Genomic DNA, 23,885 nt, shown 5'->3' with positions numbered 1-23,885 from the left:
CTTGTATTCCGGAGACCCAGGAACACAGACACTGCAAATGCGCCCGCAATGAAGAAGTAAGCTTTGTCCACTGGGTAACTCCCGGGTCGGTAAATATGTGTTTGAACGCTCGATCACTACTGGCCGATGGCGGACGGCCTAACTGGCTCAGTGTATGACGCCGTTATTCCTTTGGCAAGAAAAACGAACAAATGGTTTTATGAGGCGTTCCAGGACGGCAGCTTGAAGAAGTGAATGCGCTCCCTGTCAGGGTCGCCGAAGTGCTGCACGGCGCGTATCCGATAGCCATTGCGGAGCAGCAAGCGCAGCATGGCGGGATGCCTGCAGCACCTGCCAGGCTTCCTCGATGTTGCCAATGCGGATCATGCAGCCGCTTGCTCCCGGGGGCGGATGATCATGCAGGTGGCTGTCGCGTGCGCGTACACTTTACCGGCCTCGTCGCGGATCGTGCCTTCGGAAATGACCAGATTGCGTCCCGCATTGATCACTTTGCCTTCCGCGTAGACCGTCACGTTGAAGGGCAGGGGGCGGCACATCTTGATGTTCAGGTCCGTCGTGCCATAGCTTTCGCCGGCCGGCAAGACTGTGTGCGTAGCGCAGCCCGTGACCGTGTCGAGCACGGTGGCCGCAAAACCGCCATGCACGCCGCCCATGGGATTGGTATGCGTTTCATTCGCCGTCGCCGTGAAGATCACGCGGCCGTGCTCCACCGTGTGCGCATCCATGGGCATGGTCTTGGAAATGCCGGGCCGGGGGAACAGACCTTGCGCGAAAGCTTGCATCAGTTGCAAGCCGGTCATGTCGTTCGGGTGCATGGGTAACTCCTGTGGGCTAGAAAAAATGGGGATGAAAATGCTTAACCCAACGGCAATGAGCGGGGGCAGACCCTCAGGGTCTGACCCCAGCTTTTGTCTGTGGGTTGGCTTGATCTTGCGCAAAACGCAGGCATGAGGCGTGCAGCAGGAACCGGGCGACGACGGCCAGTTCTTCTGCGCTGAAACCTTGCTTCAATTGTTCATTCAAGCAGTCGAGCAGGGGCAGGGCGGCGGCCAGCACCTCGCCGCCCCTGGGCGACAGGTGCAGGGTGCCGGCGCGCGCGTCCAACGCCGACTGGCCACGCACGATCAGGCCGTTTTCTTCCATGCGCGCCACCAGTCCCGTCACTGCGGAATTTTTCAGTTGCAGCGCCCGTCCCAGATCCTTCAGCTGGCAGCCTTCCTCGCCCTTCAGGGCAAACAGGGCGACCACTTGCGTGCCGGAAAAGCCCAGTTCGCTGGTAAAGACGGCATCGGCCGAGCGGAACAGGTTCTGGCGCGCCAGGTTGAGCAAGTTGAACAGGCGCGGCGAACGTTCGCCCAGCGGGCAGGCTGCGGCATCGGGAAGGTCTGGGGCGGGGGAGGTATTGGTACGCATGCGAAGTATACTACTACGTATGCGTAATAAATCAAGCGACTATTCTGACTATTCTTAGTCGCGCTCGTGCCGCCCGATGTAACGGGCGCGGGGACGGATCAGGGCCGCGCTGGCGGCTTGCTCGGCAGCATGCGCTATCCAGCCGGCCGAGCGGGCCAGCGCAAACACGCACATGCCCGCGCCCTCGGGCCAGCCGAAGGCCAGCTCCATGGCCGCCAGCGCCAGGTCGGCGTTCGGCTTGGCATCGAGCAGCTCTCCTGCCGTGGCGCATATGGCCAGGATGGCGCGCAGTTGCGGATGCTCGTGCGACAGTGCCGACAGGCGGTCCAGCAGATACGCGGCGCGCGGGTCGCCGTGCGGATACAGCGGGTGGCCGAAGCCGGCGAATTCCGGCGCGATGGTCGCGTAGAATTTGCCGATGGCTGCCCTGGCTGCCCTGGCTGCCCTGGCATCCTTGGCGTCTGGCGCGGCCAGCGCCTGCGTCAACATACGCCGGGCCGCTGCGCTGCCGCCGCCGTGCTTGTCTCCGGACAGGGCCGCCAAGCCCGCGCCCAGCGCGGCCGGCAGGCTGGCGCCCGTCGAGGCGACGCAGCGCACGGCAAACGTCGACGCGTTCAACTCATGGTCGGCCAGCAGCACGAGGGCGGCGCGCAGCAATTCAGTCTGGTCCGCGTCTGCGCTCCACGCATTGGCCAGCTGCCGGTGCAGCGGCAAGGAGGACGGCGCCGTCTGCAGTAGAGCGGCGGCCAGGATGCGCATCAGTGCCAGGCCCGACTGTAGCGTGTTCGCCGACGCTGGCATGGATGCCAGCATGGCCATGGCCAACATGGCGCGCGCCAGCGGCGTCGTGTCCGGCGTGCCGGCCAGCCCTTGCGGCAGGGCAGGCGCGTCTGGCTGGAAATAGTCGCTTGCGCCATCGTCCCACAGCAGGCTGGCAGCCGCCTCCAGGCTTGCGTGCTGCGCCAGCGCCGTCGCATCGTAGCCGCGGTACAGCAGCCGTCCATCGAGAATGTGGGAAATCTGCGTCTCCAGCACGGGCAAGCCCCAATGCATGGCGGCCACGGCCGTCTGGCCACCGCGCTTGGCATCGCTTTTGCGCGCCGCCAGGCGCAGTACCTCGTCCTGCGGATAGCGCTTGCGGCGCGACGCTCCATTGCTGACGGAGGCGAGCAAGCCCCGGCTCACATACGAATACAGGGTAGGCAGGCTGACGCCCAGCAGGCGCGCCGCGTCAAGAGCGGACAAATCGTTGTTCATGGCGGCCATTGTAGCGTTTGTCACTTTATATTGATTGATGGAATCAAGATTGACGGGCCGGGTGGCGTGTCACTAGACTCATGCTTTTCCAGGAGCCGGCATGAGCACATTGACCATTCGCACCCTGCGTCCGGACGACGCCGCCACGCTGCTGGCATTCGAGCAAGCCAACCGGGCCTGGTTCGAGCGCCATATCGGCCCGCGCCCGGACGAGTTTTACAGCGTTGACGGCATCCGAACACACGTCGCGCAATTCCTGGGCGAGCACCAACAGGGACGCATGCACCCGTGCGTCATCGTCGACGAGCACGGACAATTGATCGGGCGCGCCAACCTCAAGGACATTGACCGGGAACAAGGCGTGGCCGAAGTCGGCTACCGCATCGGGCAGCAGCAAGCGGGCAAAGGCCTGGGCACGGCGGCGCTGCGCCACCTGATTGCCCTGGCGCAAGACGAATGGCAGCTAGCAAGCCTGTGCGCCTACGCCATCGATGGCAATACGGCCTCGGTGCGCGTGCTGGAGCGCTGCGGTTTCGTGCAGGGAACTGCCGTGCCCGATATCGCCATCGTGGCGGGCAACGTTGTCGATGGCCATGCCTACACGCTGGAGCTGCGGGTGGCCCCCCAACACATCATCGTCATCGGTGCCGGCATCGTCGGCGCGTCGCTCGCGTATCAGCTGGCCAGCAAGGGGGCAAAAGTCACCGTGGTCGAGGCGGGCGGCATTGCTTCGGGCGTGACGGGCACCTCGTTTGCCTGGATTAACGCGTCCTGCGCTGGGATTGACCCCATCGCGGCCCTGCGCGGCGGCGCCATCGCCGCCTGGCGCCAGCTGGAAACGCAAGTGCCCGGTTTGACGGTGCGCTGGCATGGGGCCTTGTCGTATGGCACGCAGGATGGGCGGATGTCGCCCGCATCCATGTTGATAGACCGGCCCCGCATCGCCCGGCTTGAACCGCAGCTGCGCCAGCCGCCGCAACAAGCCGTCCACGAGCCTGAGCAGGGCGCGCTCGATGCCGTCGCCGCCACGCACGCCTTGCTGGCAGCGGCCCGGGCGCTCGGTGCGACCGTTCGCACGCACACGCCCGTGCTGGGTTTTACCGTCCAGGACGGGCGGGTGACAGGCGTGGAAACGGCCACTGGCGTCATCGAGGCGGACGTGATCGTATTGGCGGCAGGCACGGGTACTACCGCGCTGGCGCAGAAACTGGGCGCCAGCCTGCCGATTCACGCCTCGCCCGCCATCTTCCTGCGCTACCAGGCACCACCGGGCCTGGTGCGCGGCATCATTTCCAGCCATGCAATGGAAGTGCGGCAAGATGAAGACGGGACCCTGCTGGCAGCGGAAGACTATGTGGACGACGCGCCGGAAAACCAGCCCGCCGCCATGGCGCAGCGCATGGCCAGCGCCATCCGCAATGAACTTTGGGGCACCGAGGCCATCGCTCCGGAATTCGCAGGCATCGGCCTGCGCCCCATGCCCTCCGATGGCGTGCCCATCATCGGCTACTTGCCGCAGGTGGAAGGAGCATATGTATGCGCCATGCATCCGGGCGTGGTGCTGGCCGCCGTCGTGGGCCAGCTGGCCAGCGGGGAAATCGTCACTGGCGAGCCAGCGTCAGCCCTGGAGGCTTGCCGGCCCGCGCGTTTCCTGGCGTGAGAGTGCGCTGATTGCTAAGGAACAGGCGCCACGAATACGGGCAGGACAAACGGCGCCGACTCCTGCGCATCGCCTTCCTCCGACGGCGCCTGCATAAAATGCTCATTGCGCCAGTCCCCGTTCACCACGCGCTCGGCGATCAGCGCCAGATCCTGCGTTTCGCGCAACTCGCAGCGAAACGGTAGCCGCCCATGCGAGCGCGACACCAGGCTGAAGCGCAACTGGCGGCACTGCGCATCGTGCCAGCAATAGAACAGCATGTCCTCGCCTTTGAGCGCGCTGCGGCGGGCCGCGATCACCTGGCCGATGAACTCAACGATATCGGCCGCATGAATCTGCGGCGTTTCCTCGTCCGTGGGCGAAAAGCTCCACATATTGGTCTTGGCTTCGTGATTGATGTTGTCGGGATCAATCTCCACGGCATCGTCTTTCGCCATGGCGAGCCAGCCGCTGACGACAGTTGAGTGAATCATGTAAATCTTTCCATATTTACTAATATCTGTTTATTTACGCATGCGCATGCCTTGGTAACGCGTGGCTTGCACAGGCGTGGCCAATCAAGATGTAACTTGACTGTTCAGCCCATTCAGAATTGTGCCATACCTCGACCCTTGCCCCTCAAGCTCCGGTTCCTTGACTCATCCCCTCGGCCCATCTACCAACAACTCCGCCAGCCTGGTCGTCAGCCACAAACTCGTCTCGCTGAGTTTCTTTCCATGAATCGACAAGCGCCGCACCGGCAGGCGTGACAAGGCCAAGGCAGGGCAGGGCACTTCCTGCAGATAGCCCTTGTAGTTGTCGTAATTGGCGATATTCAGCGGCAAAATCGCCCAGCCAAGCGCGTCGGCCACCATTTCCGCGATGCTGTAGAAACTGTCGGAAAACCAGACGGCGGGGCTGAAGGCGTGTTCGCGGTTCAGCTCAGAATCCATGATCAGCTGGCGGTAGCGGGTCAGCTCGTTGCGGCTCACTTCCTCGCCGTGCGCCATCGGATGGCCTTTCGCCACGAATACGCCTTGCGCCACGCTGCCGATGTGCTGCTGTTCCAGCACGGGTGAGATGGGGCCGCGGTCAAAATGAAAAGCCACGTCGGCTTGCTGCTGCTCCACGTATTGCGCCACTTCCGACGCCGTCGCGTTGAGCATGACCAGTTCCAAGGCCGGATAGCGCGCCGCCAATTCTTTCACCAGGGTGCTGATGGCCAGGTAGGGCAGGGCTTCGTCCAGTGCCAGGGTCAGCTGGGCTTCGGGAGCGGCGCTCAGCAGCTGGGCGCGCAGCTGCAATCGCTCGGCCTGGCGCAACAGTTCGCACGCTTCCAGGTGCATCACCTTGCCCGCTTCCGTCAGCACGGCACTGCGGCGCGAGCGGTCGAACAGTTCCACGCCGAATTCCGCTTCCAGTAGACCGATCGAGGTGCTGACCACCGATTGCGCGCGGCCCAGCCGCCGCGCCGCACCCGAAAACGAACCGGCCGCGACAGCCGCCTCGAAGTAGCGCATTTGTTCCAAAGTCCATTGCATGGCATCCACCTATCTGTTTTACAGATGGATTTTAACTTGAATGCCATTCAGGGGCGACATAAAATGCCTTTACTAATTCAATAACATGAGATCCGCCATGAAAAACGCCCAAGCCAATTCCCCCGCCATCAGCTTCAGCTGGTGTCACGACGCCACCGCCGAAGATGCGCTGTGCAAGTTATATCTTGACAACGTCAGCGCCGACTATATCTCCCATTCGGAGCTGCAGGGCGAACGCGCCGATGCACCCGGCAACTGGCGCGCGGACTTGCCTGAGGTCATCCGTGGTGAAATCCGCGCCGCCCTGTCGCATGACTGGGCACATGGCGATTCGACCCTGCTGGCCGTGGCTACCTTGGGCGACGCCATCGTCGGCATGGCCCTGGTCTCCATCGACACGCGCCAGCGCGCCTCGAAATCGTTCGCCGCGCTGGACGACCTGGTCTTGCTGCCCTCCGTGCGCGGCAGCGGCATCGGCAGCTTGCTGGTGGAATGGGTTGCCGACGAGCTGCGCAGCCACGGCATCGCCCGTTTGTTCCTTGAATGCGGCGCGCACAACCTGACGGCACAACAATTCTTCCAGGGCCGGGGCTTCAAGCAAGTATCCGTCGTCATGCTGCGCGAACTCGACGCTTCCACAGCGAGCGCCGCGGTTGATGACAAGGATGGCGACCGTGGCTGACGCCCGCCGCCCCCGACAAGGCCAGGCCCGTGGCAGCCTGGAACGTAAATATTTGCGCAGCACCAAATTCATCCAAACCGATAGTTGTTAAATAATACATGAGTTGTTTATGCATCCAATGAAAAAATGGCTGACGCTGGCCATCGTCTCCAGCGCCCTGTTCCTGATCGTGGTCGACATGACCGTGCTCTACACCGCCTTGCCCGCGCTGACGCGCGACTTGCAGGCGACATCCTCGCAAAAACTGTGGATCATCAACGCGTACGCGCTGGTTGTCTCCGGTTTGCTGCCCGGCCTCGGCACCCTCGGTGACCGTTTGAGCCATAAACCCGTATTCCTTGCCGGCCTGGCCGTATTCGGCATCGCTTCGCTGTGCGCCGCATTTTCGCCCGCGCCGGAACTGTTGATTTTTTCGCGCATCCTGCTGGCCATCGGCGCCGCGCTGATGATGCCGGCCACCTTGTCCATTATCCGCCTGACCTTTACCGACAACCGCGAGCGCTCGTTCGCCATTGGCGTGTGGGCGGCGATTGCCTCTGGCGGCGCCGCGTTCGGCCCCGTGCTCGGCGGTTTCCTGATGGAACATTACTGGTGGGGTTCCGTGTTCCTGATCAACGTGCCTATCGTGCTGCTGACCCTGGTGCTGGCGGCCGTGGTGCTGCCGAAACGGGCCGGTAACCGCGACAAGCCGTGGGACTTGAAGGGCTCGTTGCAAATCATGATGGGTCTGCTCGGTGGCGTGTATGCGATCAAGGAGCTGGGCAAGTCGCAGCCCGAATATGCGCTGGCGGCCGCCTCGTTCGCCGTGGGCGCCTTCTTCATGCTGACCTTCGTGCGCCGCCAGAAGCGCCAGGCCAAGCCGCTGATCGACTTCGCCCTGTTCCGCGAACTGCCGTTTTCCAGCGCCGTGGCCGCCGCCATGGTGGCGTCTGCCGCCCTGATCGGCATGGAACTGGCGCTGAGCCAGCACATGCAGCTGGTGCGTGAACTCTCGCCGCTGGAGGCGGGCTTGCTGCTGTTGCCGCTGCCGCTGGCATCCGTGTTTGCCGGCCCGCTGACGGGTTTCATGCTGCCGCGCGCCGACAAGGCCAAGGTACTGTGGGGTTCGCTGCTGCTGTCCGGTATCGGCATGGCATCGTATCTGGTGCTGCATGACGCCGCCGTCTCGGCGCAAGTGGCCAGCCTGGTGATCCTGGGTCTGGGGCTGGGCGCTGTCATGACGGCCGCATCCAGCGCCGTGATGCTGAACGTGGCGCCGCAGCAAGCCGGCATGGCCGCCTCGATCGAGGAAGTGTCATATGAGCTGGGCGCCGTGATCGGCGTCACGGTGCTGGGCACGATCATGTCGGCCGTCTACAGCGCCACCCTGGTGATCCCGGAAAGCGCGGGCCTGTTGCCGAATGCCCATGACACGCTCGATGCGGCGTTGCTGGCCGCCGAACAATTGCCAGCCGAACTGGGCTTGCAAGTGTCGGAACTGGCCCGTTCAGCCTTCGACAAGGCGTTTATTGTCGTGCTGGCCACGGCTTCCGCCATCCTGATGGCGGCTGCGGCCACCATCCGTCACCTGCATTTGCGGGAGCGCCGCGCGATTTGCGAGCTGCGCCGCGCTGCCTGATTGGTCAGCGCTTCAGCAGGGTCGGGCGGGGCAGGAAGGTCATCGGCTACCTTGGCGGCGGTGGGGAACAGCCGCCACAGTAGCGTTTTTTTAAATCAATTATCCAGATGGACATATTTCTACGTGGAACTATGCTTGCTTGTTATTGCGAAGCAAGCGCAAGCCGTTGGCCACCACCAGCAGGCTGGCACCGACGTCGGCGAACACAGCCATCCACAGGGTCGCCGTGCCGGCCAGGGCCAGACCGAAGAAGACGGCCTTGATGCCGATGGCAAAGCTGATGTTTTGCACGAGGATGCTGCGCGTGCGCTGGCTCAGGGCGATGAATTCGGGCACTTTTGCCAGTTCATCGTCCATCAGGGCCACGTCCGCCGTTTCGATGGCCGTGTCGCTGCCGGCCGCGCCCATGGCAAAGCCGATGTCGGCCTGCGCCAGGGCCGGCGCATCGTTGACGCCGTCGCCCAGCATGGCCACCACGCCGAACTGCTGCTGCAAGGCCTTGATTTCATCGAGCTTGTTCTCCGGCAGCAGTTCCGCCTTGACCAGACTCACGCCGACCTCGGCCGCGATGCGTTGCGCCGTCAGCAAGTTGTCGCCCGTCAGCATCACCGTGGTCACGCCCAGCGCATTCAATCTGGCGATGGCGGCCGCCGCCGTGGGGCGCAGCACGTCGGCCACGGCGATCACGCCCAGCGCGCCGGTCGGCGTGGCCAGTACCATGGCCGTGTACGCTTGCTGTTCCAGTCGCGCCAGGATGGCTTGCAGTGCCGGCGTCAAGACCTTCAATTCCGTCATCAGGCGCGCATTGCCCAGATAATAGGTCTGGCCAGCGATAGCGCCTTGCACGCCACGTCCATGCAGGGCGGCAAACTGGGTGACAGGCAAGTGGCTGCTGGCGGGCGGACCGGCCTTGACGATGGCAGCAGCCAGCGGATGGGCGGAATTGGCGTCCAGGCTGGCGGCCAGCTGCAGGATGGCGTCGCGGCTGCTGCCTTCCAGTGCCACCACGTCCGTGACGGCCGGTTTGCCCATGGTCAGAGTGCCCGTCTTGTCGACGGCGATGGCCTTGATGCGGTAGCCCGTCTCCAGGAATTGCCCGCCTTTCACTAAAATGCCGCGCCGCGCAGCCGCCGTCAGGCCGCTGACCACCGTGACGGGCGTGGAAATGACCAGCGCGCACGGGCAGGCGATCACCAGCATCACCAGCGCTTTATAGACCCAGGCCATGAATGGCTGGCTCAGCAGCAGCGGTGGCAGCACGGCCACGAGGATGGCGAAGACGACGACGGCTGGCGTGTAATAGCGGGCGAAATTGTCGACAAAGCGCTGCGTGGGCGCCTGCTTGCCCTGCGTTTCCTCGATCACCTTAACGATCTTGGCCAGCGTGCTGTTGCCGCTGTTGGCCGTCACGGTAACGTCGAGCAAGCCCCGTTCATTGATGGTGCCCGCATACACGACGTCGCCCACGGCCTTGTCCACCGGCATGCTTTCACCCGTGATCGGCGCCTGGTTGACGGACGATGCGCCGCTGGCCACCACGCCGTCGAGCGCGATGCGCTCGCCCGGTTTCACGCGCATGGTCGCGCCGATAGCCACCGTGGCCACGCTGACCGGCTGCCAGGCGCCGCTGGCGTCGGCGACCGTCGCCGTGTCGGGCGCCAGCTGCATCAGGCTTTGCACGGCATTGCGCGCGCGGTTCAGCGACAAGCCTTCGATCAGCTCGGCGATGGCGAACAGGAAGATGACCATGGCCGCTTCCGGCCACTGGCCGATGGCGATGGCGCCAAACACCGCTAGGCTCATCAGGAAATTGATGTTCAGGGTAAGCGTTTTCAGGGCGATCCAGCCCTTTTTCAGGGTCGGCCAGCCGCCAGTGGCGATCGACAGCAGGGCCAGCGCGATGACGAGGGGCGAACTGTCTTCGTGCGTGGTCCACGCCAGTGCCTCGGCGCCGGCAGCGGCCAGGCCGGAGACCACCAGCAAGCCTTTTTGCATACCAGACAGGCTGCCTTCGTTCGGATCGCGCGCGACGATCGCGTCCGCATCCATGGGAATGGCTTGCATGCCGATGCCGTGCAGGGCCGCTTCCACGGTGGCCAGTGTAGGCAGAGTGTGATGCACGTCGAGCACGCGGTTCATCAGATTGAAATCGAGGCCTACCACGCCGCTCATATTGGCCAGCTTGTTGCGGATCAAACGCTCTTCCGTGGGGCAATCCATGTTGGCGATGCGGTATTTGGCTGTGCTCGCGCCGGCGATGGGGGCGCTGGGCAGGACAGGCGTGGCGTCGCCAGCTGGGGCGGAGTGGCTGTGCGAGCAGCAGCCGCCGTGGCTGAGCTTGGCATCTTGCGCAGGCTGGTGCTCATGCTCATGCTCATGCTCATGGTCGTGCGCGTGCGCGTGGTGATGGTTATGGCTGTCGTGCGGCATCGCATCATCCTTCAGGATTGGTGTATGCTTCCATTAGAAACCCTGTAGCCGCTACAGGGTCAAGTAGAATTTGCACGAAAGAATGAAAAGGGGACGCCATGCGTATCGGAGAACTGGCCAAACGGACAGATTGTGACGTGGAAACCGTGCGTTACTACGAAAAGGCGGGCTTGCTGCAGGAACCGGGACGCAACAGCGCCGGCTACCGCGAGTACCGTGAAGAACACCAGGAACGGCTGCAATTCATCCGCCATTGCCGCTCCCTGCAGATCGGCTTGACGGATATCCGCGCCTTGCTGGAGTTTAAAAACAACCCGGCCGAAGGTTGCCAGAGCGTCAATGAGCTGCTCGACCACCATATCTTGCGCATCGCCGAACAGATGGCGAACCTGCAAACCTTGCAGCAGCAACTGGTGACCCTGCGCCACCAGTGCGACCAGCCGCGGCCGTCGCAAGACTGCGCTATCCTGCAAAACCTGTCCGAGGCGGCCAGCGGCAACGACTGCGCCTGCCATACCGAACTCCACTAACCCTCTTGATTCATGCTGAAACGACTACCTGGAAGTACTTTACTCACCTTATCCCTGCTGTCGCCGCTGAGCCATGCCGCCGATGCGCCTGCCGCTGCCGGCCACTACCTGACCCTGTACGCCGTGCCCGACGTGCCGCTAGACGATGACCCGTACACCTGGAGCACGGCTGGCGGCAAGCAGCTGACAAAGGGGGTGACGAAGGCGGATGGCCGCGCCTATGTCAAGAGGGAGGAGGGCGAGGATACGTATATTCTGAAAACCGTCAGCATGCGCTGGCAGCTGAAGGTGCCAGCCCAGTGCTGGCAGGGTGCGCCGGAGGCCTTCCTGGGCTGCGTGGAACTGAGCAAAACCACCAGCCAATACGATATCGACCAGGATGCGGCGAAACTGGCCAGAGAGGAAGATCAACAGGCCAAGGCGGCGGCCTACGTGCTGGCGGCCAGGGCCAACGACGATGCGCTGGCCTGGCTGGGCAAATTGCCGCCGCAGTGGTCCATGCAGGAACACGCCAGGCGCCTGCTGTCCATCGGCGACAAGATCCAGCGGCATATCGCCAGCGGTTTGCGGCAAGGCGGCCCCGACGCGCGCCAGTTCGTCTGCAAGGCGCCCACGGCCTACGGCGCATTGCCGCAGCAGCAAGCCGTGCAAGCCTATCAGCTGCAGCCGCTGCCGGTGCTGCACGCCGGTGCCGCCTGGGACCAGTTGCTTGCGGCAGCCGCACAGGGCAACTGGATGGCCCGCCTGGAAGTGTATTACGCGCTGGCGGAACGCAAGGTGAGCGAACTGAGCTATGTGGAGCAGGTGCGTCTGGTGCAATTGATGGAATGGCTGCACCAACGCGAAATCGCCGGCCTGTACAGCTTTTTCAGCGCCCGTACCATCGGTGATGGCACCACGCAGGACCGCGTGGCACGCCTGGCCGCCATGCAGGGCAGCGTTGCCGACCAGAGCGTCGTGGGGACGCTGCTGCACGATGAGAGCGATCCGGCGCTGGTGGCGGCAGGCAAGCGGATGCTCGACTGCGCCGCAGCGGCCATGCAATCACCGCGCTAACGCCCCACATGCTTTGCCCGGCGGCGACCGACTGTTCGACCAGGGCGGCATTGCGCTGGGTCAATTCATCCATTTCTGTGATGGCCTTGCTGACTGCCTCGCTGCCCTTGCTCTGGCGCTGGCTGGCCGCCCTAATGTCGTTCATGATTTCCGTTACCAGCTGGACGGGTCTTCCGCCGCCGCGCGCGCCAGGTCATCGCGCCAGTCTTGCTGCACCAGGCGGTAAATATCGGCAAAGAAGGCGCGCGGGTCGGCCATCTCATCCCACAAGGCGGGCAGGGCGTATGTACTCTCGGGGTCATGTTCGAGAATGGCCTGGAAGTCGTAGGCAGGGTCTTGCAGCGCCTGCGCCAGCACGGCCACCAGCGCATGCCGGTGGCGGTAGCTGAGTTCCTTGTACTGCGACGTGATGTCGCGCCGTATCAGCGCCGCGCGCTGGGCAGCATCATTCATGTCCCAGGCATCGAGTTCCACTCCCAGCGTGTGTTCGCGGTCATACACGTCGAAAGGGCCGAGGAAATGGTAGAGCGTGGGGAGATAGGGAGCGTCACTCCAGGGGCCGCGCAGCATGGGAATCTTTCGTTTGATTGCTCAATAATCAAGCGCATTCGGGCAAGGTCCACCCTTCATAGCCCATGTCGGTCGGGTAGATGGCGCGGTTCTGGCCCCAGCGGGCATGGTCGAGGATGCCGTCTTCATGCATGTCCAGCACCCATTCCGTGCTTTCCAGCAAGGTGCCATCCTTGTGGTACACGCGGAAGAACGTGGAAGTGCTCAACGCGCGCACGATGTTGTGCGGCAAGCTCTTGCCATAGTGCGGCACATAGGTCTTGATCACGCACGTGCCTTGCTCGTTCCACTGCTGGGCATACACGGTGGCGTTGCGGGCAGCCGCCACCTTGATGAACAGCCAGCCTGCCAGCAGGAGAAGGAAGAGGATGGCGGCGGCGATCAGGCCGGCTTTCTTGAGTAGCTGCATGAGGTCATGGCGGTGCCAGAAACTGAGTTACTGCATTGTATGTCAAGACGGGAAATGCTTGCCATACTGCACGTACAGCATGCATTTCGCCCCTTATGGCTGACTATTTCGCCAATGCCGCCTGCAAGGCGTTCGCCATGTCCAGATGATGTTGCAACGCTGGCAAGGTTTTCGCGGCGAAAGCCTTAATGTCGGGATCGCCGGCTTTCTGGCTGGCATCCGTAAACAGTTTCACGGCCTCCTTGTGCGCGGCCACGCCGATGCTGGCCGCATATTCCTTGTCGAACTGCTGGCCTTCCAGCCGGCCCAGCTTGTCGATCTGCGTCTGGTGCTTCGCGCCGGGCTGGTCGCTTACCGCGATCTGCTTGCTGCTGGCCAGCTGTTTCAGTTCGTCGGCTACTTTCGCGTGGTCCGTCACCATGGCGTCGGCGAATTTCTTCACCCCGGGATTGCTGCTTTTGCTTTGCGCCACTTTGCTGGCGGCAATTTCCGTACTGCCCGCGTCGGCAGCCTTGCTGAGGAATTGCTTGTCGTACGCGCCCGGCGCGGCTGCGGCGATGCTGTTGATGGCGATGCCACTCAACAGCGCCACGGCGGCGCCGATGGCCACGCTTTTCAGGGAGGGGGTAGGGGAACTGGTAGTGGAGATGCGCATGGAATTCCTTTCGGTATGGTTTTTTCTGCAAGCTGATGGCAATGTTAAGCCCCCAGCCTGCGCACACCCATAGGACAGTCCCGGACATACCCGTAGGACTAGTCCTGTTCGCTAGCGCACAGTTCAACTTGCTTCAAAGCAAACAAGGCGGCGATGCCGGCATCGCGGCGCCAGGCGGGCATGCCAATATCGAGCCACTCCGCCATCGCCTCCAGATGGGATGGCTCCGAGACGCTGTGTTCGAGTTCGTCGAGCACCGTATCGCGGTCGATGTACAGGCTGTCCAGCCAGGCATCGAACGAGGGCGCCAGCTCGATGAAACCGTGGGCGCGCTTGCCCGTCCACTCGGGCAACTCCTGCACATAGGCCAGCACGCGTCCATTGCCTTCTTGCGTCAAGTCCAGGTAGAGCATGGAATTGCCGCCATCGCGGGCGAAGGGAAGGATGCGCACCGGCATGTCCGTATGCTGGCGCGCGGCGCGGATTTCACCCACCAGCGTTTCATCGCAGAAATCACCTTCGTCGGCGCTGAAGAAGGTGTTGAAGCCCATTCTTTCCACGCCGCCACTGCCGTCCGGCACATCCGTGGTGTAATCGAAGTATGCGCCGTTGGCCACCTGCAGGAATGCCAGGAAGGCGGTCGGCAGCGGCGCTTCCAGCAAGGTTTCGATGACGGCGATCTGCTGCGCCGTGGGCGCTGGCTTGGCGCCCTGGAGCGCCAGGTGACGGTATTGCGTGTAATAAGTCATTGATTATCCCTGTAAATTTCTTGCTATCGCGACACCGTCCTCGCATCCCGTCTCTACCTTTGCCAGCGCATCGACCAGACCGGCGCGCAGCACGGCCATCGAACGGGCCTTCTCGTCGATCTGGGCAATTTTCGTTTCCAGCATGACGCGCTTGGTCGCCGCATCGAGCGCGTTTTCCTGCCAGACGGCAATGACTTCGGCGATTTCCTTCAAGGTAAAGCCCAGCGCCTTGGCGTGGCCGATCAGCTCGATGCGCCGCAAGGCTTGCGCCGAGTATTCCTTGTAATTGTTCGTCATGCCCGGCTGCGGCGCTTCGTCCAGCAGCCCCTGGCGCTCGTAGAAGCGCACCGTGTCCTTGCTGACGCCCGTCAGGCGGGTGATTTCTCCGATGCGCATAGTTTTTTGACTTTCTACTCATTTGTGGAACGCGAAAAATGTGCAGGACAAGGCGTATTGGCGCAGACAGTACGCTAGTACGACAAGCCTATGCAACGCAGACATGCGCACTTTTTTTCGTTTCACGCTTGACCGTGGACTAAAGACCACAGTTTACAGTGAATTTCTCTCCACTACGATTCAATTGCCATGACTGCCTTCAACTATACCAACCAGACCGTGCTGATCACGGGCGCCTCGTCCGGCATCGGCCGCGTCTTTGCGGAAACCCTGGCCGCGCGCGGCGCCCATTTGCTGATGCTGGCGCGCTCGGGCGCCGTGCTCGATGCGCTGGCCGCCGACCTTTCCCGGCGGCACGGCATCCGCGCCTGCGCACTGGTGGCCGACCTGAGCCTGCCGGGCGCCGCTGCCCAGGCTTGCGCGCTGGGCATGCCGCCCGACGTGCTGATCAATAACGCGGGTTTTGCCACGCATGGCCGCTTCGAAAGCATCGATCTCGCGCGCCAGGCGGCCGAAGTGACCGTCAATTGCACGGCCCTCATGGAACTCACGCACTGCGCCTTGCCGCACATGCTGGCGCAGGGGCGGGGCGCCATCATCAACGTGGCGTCCACGGCGGCCCTTCAGCCTGATCCCTACATGGCGATTTACGGCGCCAGCAAGGCTTTCGTGCTGTCGTTTTCGGAAGCGCTGTGGGCGGAAAACCGCCAGCGCGGCGTGCGCGTGCTGGCACTGTGCCCGGGTGCCACGGAAACCGCCTTCTTCGACGTGGTGGCCGCGCCCGAAGCGGCTGTGGGCAAGCGCATGGCGCCGCAAGACGTCGTCGATGAAGCGCTGTGGGCACTGGACCGGGGCCGCAGCAGCCATGTGGCGGGCCGGCCCAACCGGCTGCTGGCCTGGCTGCCGCGCTTGCTGCCGCGCCAGACGGTACTGGGCATCGTGGAAGGCATGCTCAAGCCGAAGGCGGCGTAACAATCACCACGCCATGCTGGCAAACATGGCCAGCACGGCTGTCGCCATGACAATGGTCGACAGCCAGCCCAGCGCCCGCAGGCGTCGCGAAATGGTCAGCGTGCCCATGATGGCGGGGCGCGATGCCATCACCATCATCAGGGCCATGATGGGCACGGAAATGACGCCATTAATGACGGCGCTCCAGTACAGGGCCTTGATAGGGTCAAGCGGCGAAAAGCACAGGGCCGCGCCCAGCACGGTGGCGGCGGCGATGATGCCGTAGAATTTCTTGGCCGCCTTGGGCGCCAGTTCCAGGCTGTTTTTCCAGTGAAAGGCGCCCGCCATGGCGTAGGCGGCCGAGCCGGCCAGCACGGGAATGGCCAGCAAGCCCGTGCCAATGATGCCCAGGCTGAACAGGGCGAAGGCGAACTCACCCGCAATGGGGCGCAGGGCGGATGCGGCCTGGGCGGAAGTATCGATATGCGTGATGCCTTGTGCACCCAGGGTCACGGCCGTGGTCAGCATGATGAAAAACGCCACCAGGTTGGAAAAGCCCATGCCGATGGCTGTGTCCATCTTGATGCGCTGGAATTGCCGTGGCGCCTGCTCGGGCGTGCGGCGCAAGGCTTGCGCGCTGGAATCCGCCTGCAAGTCTTCCACTTCCTGCGAGGCTTGCCAGAAAAATAAGTAAGGACTGATCGTGGTGCCGAAGACGGCCACGATCATGGTCACCGAGGCGGCCGACCAGGCGAACTGGGGCCAGATGGTGCGCAGCGCCACTTCACCCCACGGGACATGCACGGTCAGCACGGTGGCCACATAGGCCAGCAAGCCCAGGGTCAGCCATTTCAGGATGTGCACGTATTTTTGATACGGAATGAATACTTGCAGCAGCAGGGACAGCAGGCCAAATCCCACGGCGTACAAATGGGTGGGGCCGCCGATGATCAGCGTCAGGGCATCGCCCATGGCGGCCACGTCGGCGGCGATATTGATGACATTGGCCAGCAGCAGCAAGCCGACGATGGCGTACAACAAGGAGCGGGGATAATGGCGGCGGATATTCGTCGCCAGCCCATGGCCGCTGACCCGGCCAATCTTGGCGCTGATCACCTGGATACCCAGCATCAGCGGGAAGGTCAGGCACACGGTCCACAGCATGCCGAAACCGAACTGCGCACCTGCCTGTGAATACGTGGCGATGCCGCTGGGGTCGTCGTCGGCCGCGCCCGTGATCAGGCCCGGCCCCAGCTTGCCCAGCCAGGTGTCGGATGGGGCGGCCGGCTGGCGGACGGTATCCGCGCGGCCGCTGTCGGTGTGCATGCGTGGCTCCTGTGTAGTGGAGCCAGCAGCGTATCACAGGCGGGCGGCGTCCAGCTGCCTATCGTTCGCCAGCGCCACCCGGTCAGACGCGCGTCACTAGCGCGCATATGTCGCTGCGCTGGATTCCCATCTGATGCCGCAGTTCCGCCAGGCGGGACTGGTGACGTTTTGCCGCACGAGCACGGCGGAAATGGCGTTTGCCACCACCACGAAATCCGTGCTGTACGGCATCACGCGCAATCCCTGGAACCTGGCCCTGAGCGCGGGCGACGCCATGGCTTCCAAGACGGCCGCCCGTGTGGGCAGCTAATGAAGAAGGACTATTACAGGGCGGCGAGGCGGACGGCACCCCGGCTTTCCAGGCGAAAGCGGGCTTTTTCCCACAAGCGGTCGTGGAAGGGCAGGACGATCACGTTGCAGATTGGCTCGACCACGGCCAGCAAGCCGCCGAACGCCATGGAACCCGTGGCCCAGTACATGACGCTGAAGGCCACGCCCATGTGCAGGGCCGTCTGGCTGACTTTCTCACCGGCCAGGGCGGCAAAGCCCCGACGGCTGGCGGCGTAGCGGTGGCGGATCGCATGCCAGGCTTTTTCATGCCATGGCAGCAGGGCAACGTTGATGACCGGTTCGATGATTGCGGCCAAGCCACCGAGCGCCAGCGACCCCGTCAGCAAATAGGCGAGGCCAAAGGCGATCGACATGTGCGTGCAGACCTGGCTGAATGTTTTGATGGCGGTGAACAAGGGATGCTCCTTTCTGTGTGAATTCGCTTATCCTTGATTTAGATAGTAACGATTCTCATTTACAAAAGGAAGTAAAATATTTCAACTGAATCCATAGCTTGAAGCTATGGATTGGGAAATATCAATTGCCAATGTATCCCGCTGCATCCATCGCCGTCAGGGCAGTGGAGGGAACGAGCGCCAGTAATGGCTACGCTAACCTCTTCGGCGGGGCGACGTTGGGCAGCTTTGCCGACCACCTTGCCTTGCTGGGCTCGCGCGGCGGCAGCTTGAGCGACGCCATGTGCGCGGCAGCCGTTTTCGGCCCTGGCTGCGTATCGACGGCTGCAGGCGCCTTCCAGATCAACAAACCAACATGGACGCCCATGCGCCGCAAGCCGGGCCTGAGCGATTTCTCGCCAGCCAGCCAGGATGCCGGCAAGAAGAAATTGAAGAGGCACGCAGATAGCGGGGCTTGTTACAAAATGTAACGTGATAAACCGTTTACTTGTTAGAATATGAATTCTTTCTAACATTGTTGAGACTTAAATGAGCCAATACCATACCGATCTCGCAATAGGCATCGTTCTGATAATCGTCTGCATACCCATAGCCGTATGGTGCTTCCGGTTGGAGGCGAGGAAAAATAAGCGTGAGCGCTGCGAGTGCTGCAAGCGACATCTATAGCGCGATCTGCAACTGGTCGAAGTCACCAAGCCGCAATTCAGTGATTTGCGGCTCTTCTTTTGGCTGGCGCACGGCCAGTTCGATAAAGTCGCCGCGCACGGTGCGCGCCAGGTCGGCCAAGGGGGGCCATGGCGTAGTGGGTAAACTCGCTGGGGTTGCCGTATCGCAGGTTGGGGAATCTCATTTGTTATTTATTGATTATGGCAATCGACTACGGCGGTTTCAAAGAGCAAGCGCAACACTGGGTTAATTGACAGCAGTGGTTGGTGCTTGTAGCGACGTGATGTGCTGAGTATCAACGACGAGTGGCGTTTCGTAATTGAGGCGGGCACGCGGCCTGGTATTGAGCGAGTGCGCGATGGCCTGGAGTTCGTCCCGGGAGTAAATCGACAGGTCCGAACACAAGGTGTCACCACCTTGGGCCTGCCGATAAGATAAGCAAAGACATGGATAGGAATCGTTTTAAAAATCGCCGAAATTTATTGCGTGTCGTATTTATTCCAATGATTGGATTGACATCGTCTATTCTTCCGGCGATATTCGGAAAAACAATTACAGTATCTCCGATGTTGCTTTTCGCAATTATCATCGTTAGCAACTTGACGCATTATATAAAATCAAAAAGTAATCATGGAAAAAATCCTGTTCGGCCTGTTCTTGCAGGGGCCTGAGCTGATGCTCGCCGCCTTCGTCCACGAACGCGGCGAGCGCCAGTTCCTGCTCGAACACATGGAACGACTTTCCCCGGACGACCTGCTGCTGCTCGGCCGTGGCTAATGCTGCTTACGGCAAAGTTTTCAACACAGTCTTCGTCGGCACGGAGAAGTTATAGCCATCGTGGCGGTCCCAGTTGATCGACCACGTCATCACGCCGCGGAAGTCCGGATACGCCTGCAGCGGCTTGATGGTGCCGCAGTTGAGCAGGCGCGTCAGGCAATTCAGGGCATTGCTGACGTCGGCGTTGGTGGTAAATCCAGAGCCGGCCGAGCTGCGGCCCGATGGCACGCCGAAGCCCACCTGGTCCGGGCGCAGGCCGACGAAGGTGTTGCCGCCATAATTAAACCCTTCGATCAGCATGCGCGCCGTGGCCACCAGCTGGTCGGCCGAGCCCGCCTTGATGGCGCCCGTGGCGTAAGGCGTGTAGATGTCGCCATTGTTGTAGTACTGCGGATGCAGCACCGTCAGCTCGGAACGCAAGGCGTTGATGATGGGAATGTAAGCGCCCCAGATGCTGCCATAGCTCGTGTATCCGCCTTCCACATACACCCATTCCGGCGCCATCGACAGATAAAAGCTGCTGCCGACCTTGGCTTTCAGGTTTTTCACGGCGATCGGCAGATAGGTCTGGATGGCCGCGCCTTGCGCCACGCCGTTTTCCAGGTCCAGGTCGATGCCGTCGAATCCATACCTGGTGATGATGGCGTACAGGCTGTTCGTGAAATTGGTGGCTTCGGCTATGTTGCCGACGGAAACGGAGCCGTTTTGTCCGCCCAGCGACAAGATGACTTTCTTGCCCTTGGCCCGCTTGGCGGCCACGTCGGCGATGAACTGCGCTTCCGTGCCCGCACCCGGGTCGATGGTCAGGCTGACATTGCCGCCGCCCGCATTGTCGCCAAACGAGACGACGATCACATCCCAGTCATCACTGACCTGGCTGATCGGGTAGGTGGCGCCGCTGGGATTGGTAAAGTTGTGCCAGTAGCCGATCAGAGCGTGTTTCGCCAGGCCGGTGGGGGTAGGAGTGGGCGTTGGAGTAGGTGTCGGGGTAGGCGTAGGGGTGGGAGTCGGCGTAGGAGTTGGGGTAGGCGTGGGTGTTGGGGTCGGCGTGCCGCAGTCTCCCACTACCGTCCAGGGCTGGCCGCTGCCGACGCCGCCGCTGCTGGTCGATGGGTTATTGCCTTGCGTCCACCAGTTGGCCGTGTAATTGACATTGTTATAGCTGGCCCTGCCACCGCCGTTGTAGGTGGCGCCGCTATTCCATGGGGTGTAGCAGGCGATCGCTTCGGTGGCGCCGGCCAGCAGCTGGCTTGCGCCGGCGCCAGCTCCCTCGCTGCTGCCGCCGCAGGCGGCCAACGTCCCTCCGAAGAGGGTAAGGATGAGGGTATTCATGACTGTCCGGTTCATCGCATCTCCTTGTGTATTTTTTTATGGCCAGGCGGCTAGACACCGTCCGATTTTCCAGAGTGCAAGCATTGCAGGTGGTAGTCAACTGGTTTTATTTCTTGTGTAAAATCATAATACCAATTGCAATCTTTCCCTTGGAGACAGGCGGTGCAGGCCATACCAGTCTCTGTTTTCCAGTGCGCTGGTATGGTGCTTGAAATGGCGCCAGGAGCAGGGCGGGGAAGGGAGGTGGGCTGCCGCGACAACTACGGCGCTGTTTCCATGCGCAAATCGGCATACGGCACCCGCGACAGGTCCAGCAGCATCTGCGTCAAGGCCACGGTCTGGCGCTGCATCAGCCGGTAATCCAGCTGGGTCGTGGTGTCGATGCCATGGTCGAGCAAATAATATGGTTGCGCCATGTAATGCAGCGTGGGAATGGGATGCGCCGCCTGAAAATACCGGCCCTCGCCAAGCAAGGCGGCATACTTCGGAACGGGTTTGGTCGACGGCAGAACGAACGCGGGTACTGCGTTGACCTCTTTGAGCATGGCGTAGGACGCATCCATCAAGGCGGGTGTGCGCGGCGAAAACCAGGCGGCCGGCTCGGACCTGCCCGTGGGATGCAAATAGCCATTGCTGTCGGGCAGCACTTCCAGCGCGCCCAGGTGCTCTATGGCCAGTATCGCGGCCATGCGCTGCGTCACGCCATCGTCCTGGTGGCGTTTGAAAAACTGCTCGATGCCCACGCCGCCCGCGAGATGGCCACTCGTCAAGAGCAGCATGACGCTGCGCGGCAGGCTGTTCTGCGGCAAGCGCGCCAGATACTGGGCCATGTCCACGATGGCGTTCGCCCCATTGTCATCCAGCCCGTTCGGGCCATCCGTGTGGCTAGCCAGCACCATCAATTCCCCGGATTTGCCGGGGATGATGCCGACCAGGTTGCGCGTCTGCACCTGCCGCACGGTGGCAGCCATGGTCAGCCGCAAGACGGGGGCCGTGCCTGCCAATACTCTTTCGCGCAGGCGCTGGCCCCGCTCGCGGTCGATAAACACGCCGGGCAACTGGCGCACTACGCCGTCGTGGGGCGCATACAAACCATCCGCCGTCTTGGACGGCGTATCGAGAATGACGATCACGCCCGCCGCACCGGCCGCCTGCAAGCTGTCCAGCAAGGCGCTGAATGGCCCCAGCATCTGGAACGGACGCGCATATGGCGTGTCCGGACCCATGGCGTGGTCCGGATCGTGAATGTGGACGGCGGATTGCTGGAAAGCCTGGACTGTCCACACCACTTTTGGCATCTCGACGAGCACCAACTTGCCCGCCAGACTGGCATCGGGCCTTGCCCCTGGGGCCAGATAGACGATGCATCCCGTGATGCCGGACGGCGGCGTCACGCCCGAATATGGGATATAGCCAGCCGAGGGCAGCACGCCAGATCTGTCGTCGTAGACCACGTCCAGACCCCAGTTTTCCGCTTCCACCGACCATTGCCGGAAACTGAAAGGCTCGAAGCGCAGTTGTTTGACACCGGCGCGCGTCAGGCGTTCATGCAAGGCGTCGATAAACGCTTCATGCTGCGGCGAACCCGTGGCACGCAGGCGACGCTCATCTAGGTCGACTTGCCAGTCGACCAGTTGCTTCCTGGATAGAAACTGCGTGGCATCGACAGACACAGCAGCAGACGGCGGCAGGGCGCGGGCAGGCCAAGGGCCTGGCTTACTGGCACAGGCAGACAAGGAGGTCGCGATGGTTAGTGCGCCGGCAAGGGACAGAAAGCGGCGGGAGTACGATAAAAGCATGCGTGGATGCGCCGGGGTCATGCGGGTCTCCTGATCATCGGAACTCAATGTTGAGACTTTTCATTCAGAATAGTCAGCAAGGGACTGATTTTATTGCCGATTTGATTAAAAATCGCAGGCAATGAAACATTGGTCACGGGCGGCAATTTACCACGAGACAAGGCGATGCGCCTGCACGCATCAAGGGGCGATCTCTTTTTTCAAGCGCGCCGTGCTTCTTTCGTCAAAGAAAGCCTGTCACGTTCATCATGGCACCGTGCCATGATGAACGTGAAAATGATGAAAAACATATTGTTATTGGGTGCAGGCGGACAGGTAGCGCAGTGGGTCGGCCGAAGACGACGTCGACTACGAATTGACGACGCGCCACGCGCCATTCAAAGGCGCCGTGGTGTCGCGCAGGAGCGTGGCAAACCTGATCACCAGCATCATCGAAGCACCAGACTTACACCGGCAAGCCAAGCTGGGTGTAAATAAACCAGACACGGACGCGGACAAGCCGTATTTCATGTAGCTTGTTCAAGCGAAAGCGTACAGCAACGCTAACTGCGCGCAAAGGGCGAAAATCGCATTTGCGATTGGGGAGTTGGCGAAATGGGGGTTTTATCAAATCCATCTCTCACTTCGCATAATTTATAGAGTGTTCACCGGGCACTTACTACCTATTGGCGCACGCTAGAGCAAGGCTGCATGCGGGCCACGGCCCAATAGGAGGGCATTAAAAGACAGTGAGAATTTTTCCATGACGCCCGACCAGCGCGCACGCTGCTCGGGCGTTTTTGCGCGCTCGGCATTTGCCTGGGCGATAACCGTGAGCGGGTGGACGCCAAGGATTTCAGCAACGGTAAGCGCGACGTCATCGCCAAAAACGCCAACACCACGTTGGAAATTGCTGACGGCACTACGGGTGACACCGAGGCGGGCGGCAAGCGCATAGTCGGAGGTAATGCCAAGCTTTTGCTTTACGGCATCTAAATATTCAAGGGTATTCACTGTAGCTCTCCTCAGGGCTATTCCGCTGATTGCGGCAATGCGTCAAATATAGTTGACAGTCAACGATATTGCAACGTTGTAGAACTTCGACGTCGAAGTTCATTGACGCGTCAAAGTTCTTTGACTATATTGCGTTGTCGGGCGGATTCTTCCGTCCCTCCTCAGGCAACTAGCGGCCCCGCCGCCCGCCCGGCACTTTCGCCCGAGGAGAAAAACCAGCCTGAGGAGGCAACATGTCAGTTACACAAAATTACAAAACAGTCACATTTTCAATTGAGCAGGTGTTCGCAATCATTTTTGCGCTGGAGGCCCGTCAGCAAGAATTGGCGATGCGCTCGGCGTGTGTGGCT

Annotated in this window: 26 protein-coding genes and 2 pseudogenes; 10 read left to right on the top strand and 18 right to left on the bottom strand. The window is 61.8% G+C overall.

Annotated features, from left to right (window positions below; translation table 11 throughout):
• Positions 1–362: 362 nt before the first annotated feature.
• The 3 genes from ACQ4WN_RS17315 to ACQ4WN_RS17305 form a co-directional block, all read right to left on the bottom strand.
• A complete protein-coding gene (locus ACQ4WN_RS17315; RefSeq protein ID WP_034748275.1) occupies positions 363–815 on the bottom strand; it encodes a PaaI family thioesterase in 453 nt (150 codons plus the stop codon).
• 73 nt (positions 816–888) lie between these two features.
• The gene (locus tag ACQ4WN_RS17310) at positions 889–1,413 is read right to left on the bottom strand and encodes a MarR family winged helix-turn-helix transcriptional regulator (RefSeq protein ID WP_436552658.1); all 525 of its coding nucleotides are present in this window, start codon (positions 1,411–1,413) and stop codon (positions 889–891) included.
• Positions 1,414–1,467: 54 nt separating this feature from the next.
• On the bottom strand, positions 1,468–2,694 hold the full coding sequence (locus tag ACQ4WN_RS17305) for a citrate synthase (protein WP_436552657.1): 1,227 nt from the start codon (positions 2,692–2,694) through the stop codon (positions 1,468–1,470).
• A 76-nt stretch (positions 2,695–2,770) separates the two neighbouring features.
• Between ACQ4WN_RS17305 and ACQ4WN_RS17300 the strand changes: the two genes are divergently transcribed.
• Positions 2,771–4,330: an FAD-dependent oxidoreductase gene (locus ACQ4WN_RS17300; RefSeq protein ID WP_436552656.1), complete on the top strand. Its 1,560-nt coding sequence runs from the start codon at positions 2,771–2,773 to the stop codon at positions 4,328–4,330.
• A 14-nt stretch (positions 4,331–4,344) separates the two neighbouring features.
• On the opposite strand, the gene ACQ4WN_RS17295 is transcribed toward ACQ4WN_RS17300, so the two are convergent.
• Entirely contained in the window at positions 4,345–4,803 is a 459-nt protein-coding gene (locus tag ACQ4WN_RS17295; protein ID WP_436552655.1) for a hypothetical protein, read from the bottom strand.
• Between the two features lie 165 nt (positions 4,804–4,968).
• Positions 4,969–5,850 carry a LysR family transcriptional regulator gene (locus ACQ4WN_RS17290; RefSeq protein ID WP_436552654.1) on the bottom strand — a complete coding sequence of 294 codons (882 nt, stop codon included), beginning with the start codon at positions 5,848–5,850 and terminating at the stop codon, positions 4,969–4,971.
• Positions 5,851–5,947: 97 nt separating this feature from the next.
• Here ACQ4WN_RS17290 and ACQ4WN_RS17285 point away from each other — a divergent pair, with 97 nt between their 5' ends.
• Entirely contained in the window at positions 5,948–6,532 is a 585-nt protein-coding gene (locus ACQ4WN_RS17285) for a GNAT family N-acetyltransferase (protein ID WP_436552653.1), read from the top strand.
• Between the two features lie 118 nt (positions 6,533–6,650).
• Complete coding sequence (locus tag ACQ4WN_RS17280; protein ID WP_436552747.1) at positions 6,651–8,150, top strand: MFS transporter; 1,500 nt, start codon at positions 6,651–6,653, stop codon at positions 8,148–8,150.
• Between the two features lie 129 nt (positions 8,151–8,279).
• Here the strand turns inward: ACQ4WN_RS17280 and ACQ4WN_RS17275 are convergent, their stop codons facing one another.
• A complete protein-coding gene (locus ACQ4WN_RS17275; RefSeq protein WP_436552652.1) occupies positions 8,280–10,580 on the bottom strand; it encodes a heavy metal translocating P-type ATPase in 2,301 nt (766 codons plus the stop codon).
• A 98-nt stretch (positions 10,581–10,678) separates the two neighbouring features.
• Between ACQ4WN_RS17275 and cadR the strand changes: the two genes are divergently transcribed.
• A complete protein-coding gene (cadR, locus tag ACQ4WN_RS17270; protein ID WP_436552651.1) occupies positions 10,679–11,110 on the top strand; it encodes a Cd(II)/Pb(II)-responsive transcriptional regulator in 432 nt (143 codons plus the stop codon).
• 12 nt (positions 11,111–11,122) lie between these two features.
• On the top strand, positions 11,123–12,166 hold the full coding sequence (locus ACQ4WN_RS17265) for a hypothetical protein (protein WP_436552650.1): 1,044 nt from the start codon (positions 11,123–11,125) through the stop codon (positions 12,164–12,166).
• Positions 12,167–12,319: 153 nt separating this feature from the next.
• Here the strand turns inward: ACQ4WN_RS17265 and ACQ4WN_RS17260 are convergent, their stop codons facing one another.
• The 5 genes from ACQ4WN_RS17260 to ACQ4WN_RS17240 all read right to left on the bottom strand — a co-directional run bounded on the left by ACQ4WN_RS17260 (position 12,320) and on the right by ACQ4WN_RS17240 (position 14,945).
• Positions 12,320–12,736 carry a hypothetical protein gene (locus tag ACQ4WN_RS17260; RefSeq protein ID WP_436552649.1) on the bottom strand — a complete coding sequence of 139 codons (417 nt, stop codon included), beginning with the start codon at positions 12,734–12,736 and terminating at the stop codon, positions 12,320–12,322.
• 28 nt (positions 12,737–12,764) lie between these two features.
• Positions 12,765–13,145, bottom strand: coding sequence for a hypothetical protein (locus tag ACQ4WN_RS17255; protein WP_436552648.1), 381 nt, complete (start codon positions 13,143–13,145; stop codon positions 12,765–12,767).
• Positions 13,146–13,248: 103 nt separating this feature from the next.
• Positions 13,249–13,800, bottom strand: coding sequence for a DUF4142 domain-containing protein (locus ACQ4WN_RS17250; protein ID WP_436552647.1), 552 nt, complete (start codon positions 13,798–13,800; stop codon positions 13,249–13,251).
• 98 nt (positions 13,801–13,898) lie between these two features.
• Positions 13,899–14,549 (bottom strand): SMI1/KNR4 family protein, encoded by a 651-nt coding sequence (locus ACQ4WN_RS17245; protein WP_436552646.1) that lies wholly within the window; start codon positions 14,547–14,549, stop codon positions 13,899–13,901.
• Between the two features lie 3 nt (positions 14,550–14,552).
• Positions 14,553–14,945, bottom strand: a complete 393-nt coding sequence (locus ACQ4WN_RS17240; RefSeq protein ID WP_436552645.1) for a MerR family transcriptional regulator — start codon at positions 14,943–14,945, stop codon at positions 14,553–14,555.
• Positions 14,946–15,134: 189 nt separating this feature from the next.
• Here ACQ4WN_RS17240 and ACQ4WN_RS17235 point away from each other — a divergent pair, with 189 nt between their 5' ends.
• Positions 15,135–15,917, top strand: coding sequence for an SDR family NAD(P)-dependent oxidoreductase (locus tag ACQ4WN_RS17235; protein WP_436552644.1), 783 nt, complete (start codon positions 15,135–15,137; stop codon positions 15,915–15,917).
• Between the two features lie 3 nt (positions 15,918–15,920).
• On the opposite strand, the gene ACQ4WN_RS17230 is transcribed toward ACQ4WN_RS17235, so the two are convergent.
• Positions 15,921–17,222, bottom strand: coding sequence for an NRAMP family divalent metal transporter (locus tag ACQ4WN_RS17230; RefSeq protein WP_436552643.1), 1,302 nt, complete (start codon positions 17,220–17,222; stop codon positions 15,921–15,923).
• Between the two features lie 115 nt (positions 17,223–17,337).
• Here ACQ4WN_RS17230 and ACQ4WN_RS17225 point away from each other — a divergent pair.
• Positions 17,338–17,532 (top strand): annotated as a pseudogene (locus tag ACQ4WN_RS17225) (amidase family protein); the annotation flags it as partial.
• Between the two features lie 13 nt (positions 17,533–17,545).
• Here ACQ4WN_RS17225 and ACQ4WN_RS17220 read toward each other — a convergent pair.
• Positions 17,546–17,968 (bottom strand): DUF2061 domain-containing protein, encoded by a 423-nt coding sequence (locus ACQ4WN_RS17220; RefSeq protein ID WP_436552642.1) that lies wholly within the window; start codon positions 17,966–17,968, stop codon positions 17,546–17,548.
• 131 nt (positions 17,969–18,099) lie between these two features.
• On the opposite strand from ACQ4WN_RS17220, the gene ACQ4WN_RS17215 reads away from it, so the two are divergent.
• Positions 18,100–18,438 carry a lysozyme family protein gene (locus tag ACQ4WN_RS17215; protein ID WP_495542759.1) on the top strand — a complete coding sequence of 113 codons (339 nt, stop codon included), beginning with the start codon at positions 18,100–18,102 and terminating at the stop codon, positions 18,436–18,438.
• Between the two features lie 190 nt (positions 18,439–18,628).
• Here the strand turns inward: ACQ4WN_RS17215 and ACQ4WN_RS17210 are convergent, their stop codons facing one another.
• Both ACQ4WN_RS17210 and ACQ4WN_RS17205 read right to left on the bottom strand, forming a co-directional pair.
• Positions 18,629–18,754, bottom strand: a complete 126-nt coding sequence (locus ACQ4WN_RS17210; RefSeq protein WP_436552640.1) for a hypothetical protein — start codon at positions 18,752–18,754, stop codon at positions 18,629–18,631.
• A gap of 126 nt (positions 18,755–18,880) precedes the next feature.
• Positions 18,881–19,033, bottom strand: a pseudogene (locus ACQ4WN_RS17205) (IS30 family transposase); the annotation flags it as partial.
• Positions 19,034–19,264: 231 nt separating this feature from the next.
• On the opposite strand from ACQ4WN_RS17205, the gene ACQ4WN_RS17200 reads away from it, so the two are divergent.
• Entirely contained in the window at positions 19,265–19,411 is a 147-nt protein-coding gene (locus ACQ4WN_RS17200) for a hypothetical protein (RefSeq protein WP_436552639.1), read from the top strand.
• 6 nt (positions 19,412–19,417) lie between these two features.
• Here the strand turns inward: ACQ4WN_RS17200 and ACQ4WN_RS17195 are convergent, their stop codons facing one another.
• Both ACQ4WN_RS17195 and ACQ4WN_RS17190 read right to left on the bottom strand, forming a co-directional pair.
• Positions 19,418–20,758 (bottom strand): chitinase, encoded by a 1,341-nt coding sequence (locus tag ACQ4WN_RS17195; RefSeq protein ID WP_436552638.1) that lies wholly within the window; start codon positions 20,756–20,758, stop codon positions 19,418–19,420.
• A 245-nt stretch (positions 20,759–21,003) separates the two neighbouring features.
• On the bottom strand, positions 21,004–22,542 hold the full coding sequence (locus ACQ4WN_RS17190) for a PA domain protein (RefSeq protein WP_436552746.1): 1,539 nt from the start codon (positions 22,540–22,542) through the stop codon (positions 21,004–21,006).
• 355 nt (positions 22,543–22,897) lie between these two features.
• Between ACQ4WN_RS17190 and ACQ4WN_RS17185 the strand changes: the two genes are divergently transcribed.
• Positions 22,898–23,056 carry a Rossmann-fold NAD(P)-binding domain-containing protein gene (locus ACQ4WN_RS17185; protein WP_436552637.1) on the top strand — a complete coding sequence of 53 codons (159 nt, stop codon included), beginning with the start codon at positions 22,898–22,900 and terminating at the stop codon, positions 23,054–23,056.
• Between the two features lie 161 nt (positions 23,057–23,217).
• On the opposite strand, the gene ACQ4WN_RS17180 is transcribed toward ACQ4WN_RS17185, so the two are convergent.
• The gene (locus ACQ4WN_RS17180) at positions 23,218–23,535 is read right to left on the bottom strand and encodes a helix-turn-helix domain-containing protein (protein WP_436552636.1); all 318 of its coding nucleotides are present in this window, start codon (positions 23,533–23,535) and stop codon (positions 23,218–23,220) included.
• Positions 23,536–23,885 lie beyond the last annotated feature (350 nt).

Origin of the sequence: Janthinobacterium pasteuri (genome assembly GCF_051380775.1) — a bacterium.
Taxonomy (GTDB): Bacteria; Pseudomonadota; Gammaproteobacteria; order Burkholderiales; family Burkholderiaceae_D; genus Janthinobacterium.
Note: the sequence above shows the minus strand (reverse complement) of the source record. Positions and strands in the feature narration are given on the sequence as shown.

What these genes read in the sequence shown, in the direction of transcription:
- ACQ4WN_RS17315 (WP_034748275.1), bottom strand. Translation starts at nt 815, where the DNA reads ATGCACCCGAACGACATGACCGGCTTGCAACTGATGCAAGCTTTCGCG.
- ACQ4WN_RS17310 (WP_436552658.1), bottom strand. Translation starts at nt 1,413, where the DNA reads ATGCGTACCAATACCTCCCCCGCCCCAGACCTTCCCGATGCCGCAGCC.
- ACQ4WN_RS17265 (WP_436552650.1), top strand. Translation starts at nt 11,123, where the DNA reads ATGCTGAAACGACTACCTGGAAGTACTTTACTCACCTTATCCCTGCTG.
- ACQ4WN_RS17255 (WP_436552648.1), bottom strand. Translation starts at nt 13,145, where the DNA reads ATGCAGCTACTCAAGAAAGCCGGCCTGATCGCCGCCGCCATCCTCTTC.
- ACQ4WN_RS17230 (WP_436552643.1), bottom strand. Translation starts at nt 17,222, where the DNA reads ATGCACACCGACAGCGGCCGCGCGGATACCGTCCGCCAGCCGGCCGCC.
- ACQ4WN_RS17250 (WP_436552647.1), bottom strand. Translation starts at nt 13,800, where the DNA reads ATGCGCATCTCCACTACCAGTTCCCCTACCCCCTCCCTGAAAAGCGTG.
- ACQ4WN_RS17300 (WP_436552656.1), top strand. Translation starts at nt 2,771, where the DNA reads ATGAGCACATTGACCATTCGCACCCTGCGTCCGGACGACGCCGCCACG.
- ACQ4WN_RS17200 (WP_436552639.1), top strand. Translation starts at nt 19,265, where the DNA reads ATGGAAAAAATCCTGTTCGGCCTGTTCTTGCAGGGGCCTGAGCTGATG.
- ACQ4WN_RS17290 (WP_436552654.1), bottom strand. Translation starts at nt 5,850, where the DNA reads ATGCAATGGACTTTGGAACAAATGCGCTACTTCGAGGCGGCTGTCGCG.
- ACQ4WN_RS17235 (WP_436552644.1), top strand. Translation starts at nt 15,135, where the DNA reads ATGACTGCCTTCAACTATACCAACCAGACCGTGCTGATCACGGGCGCC.
- ACQ4WN_RS17280 (WP_436552747.1), top strand. Translation starts at nt 6,651, where the DNA reads ATGAAAAAATGGCTGACGCTGGCCATCGTCTCCAGCGCCCTGTTCCTG.
- ACQ4WN_RS17195 (WP_436552638.1), bottom strand. Translation starts at nt 20,758, where the DNA reads ATGAACCGGACAGTCATGAATACCCTCATCCTTACCCTCTTCGGAGGG.
- ACQ4WN_RS17285 (WP_436552653.1), top strand. Translation starts at nt 5,948, where the DNA reads ATGAAAAACGCCCAAGCCAATTCCCCCGCCATCAGCTTCAGCTGGTGT.
- ACQ4WN_RS17275 (WP_436552652.1), bottom strand. Translation starts at nt 10,580, where the DNA reads ATGCCGCACGACAGCCATAACCATCACCACGCGCACGCGCACGACCAT.
- ACQ4WN_RS17295 (WP_436552655.1), bottom strand. Translation starts at nt 4,803, where the DNA reads ATGATTCACTCAACTGTCGTCAGCGGCTGGCTCGCCATGGCGAAAGAC.
- ACQ4WN_RS17245 (WP_436552646.1), bottom strand. Translation starts at nt 14,549, where the DNA reads ATGACTTATTACACGCAATACCGTCACCTGGCGCTCCAGGGCGCCAAG.
- ACQ4WN_RS17190 (WP_436552746.1), bottom strand. Translation starts at nt 22,542, where the DNA reads ATGCTTTTATCGTACTCCCGCCGCTTTCTGTCCCTTGCCGGCGCACTA.
- ACQ4WN_RS17240 (WP_436552645.1), bottom strand. Translation starts at nt 14,945, where the DNA reads ATGCGCATCGGAGAAATCACCCGCCTGACGGGCGTCAGCAAGGACACG.
- cadR (WP_436552651.1), top strand. Translation starts at nt 10,679, where the DNA reads ATGCGTATCGGAGAACTGGCCAAACGGACAGATTGTGACGTGGAAACC.
- ACQ4WN_RS17215 (WP_495542759.1), top strand. Translation starts at nt 18,100, where the DNA reads ATGTATCCCGCTGCATCCATCGCCGTCAGGGCAGTGGAGGGAACGAGC.
- ACQ4WN_RS17260 (WP_436552649.1), bottom strand. Translation starts at nt 12,736, where the DNA reads ATGCTGCGCGGCCCCTGGAGTGACGCTCCCTATCTCCCCACGCTCTAC.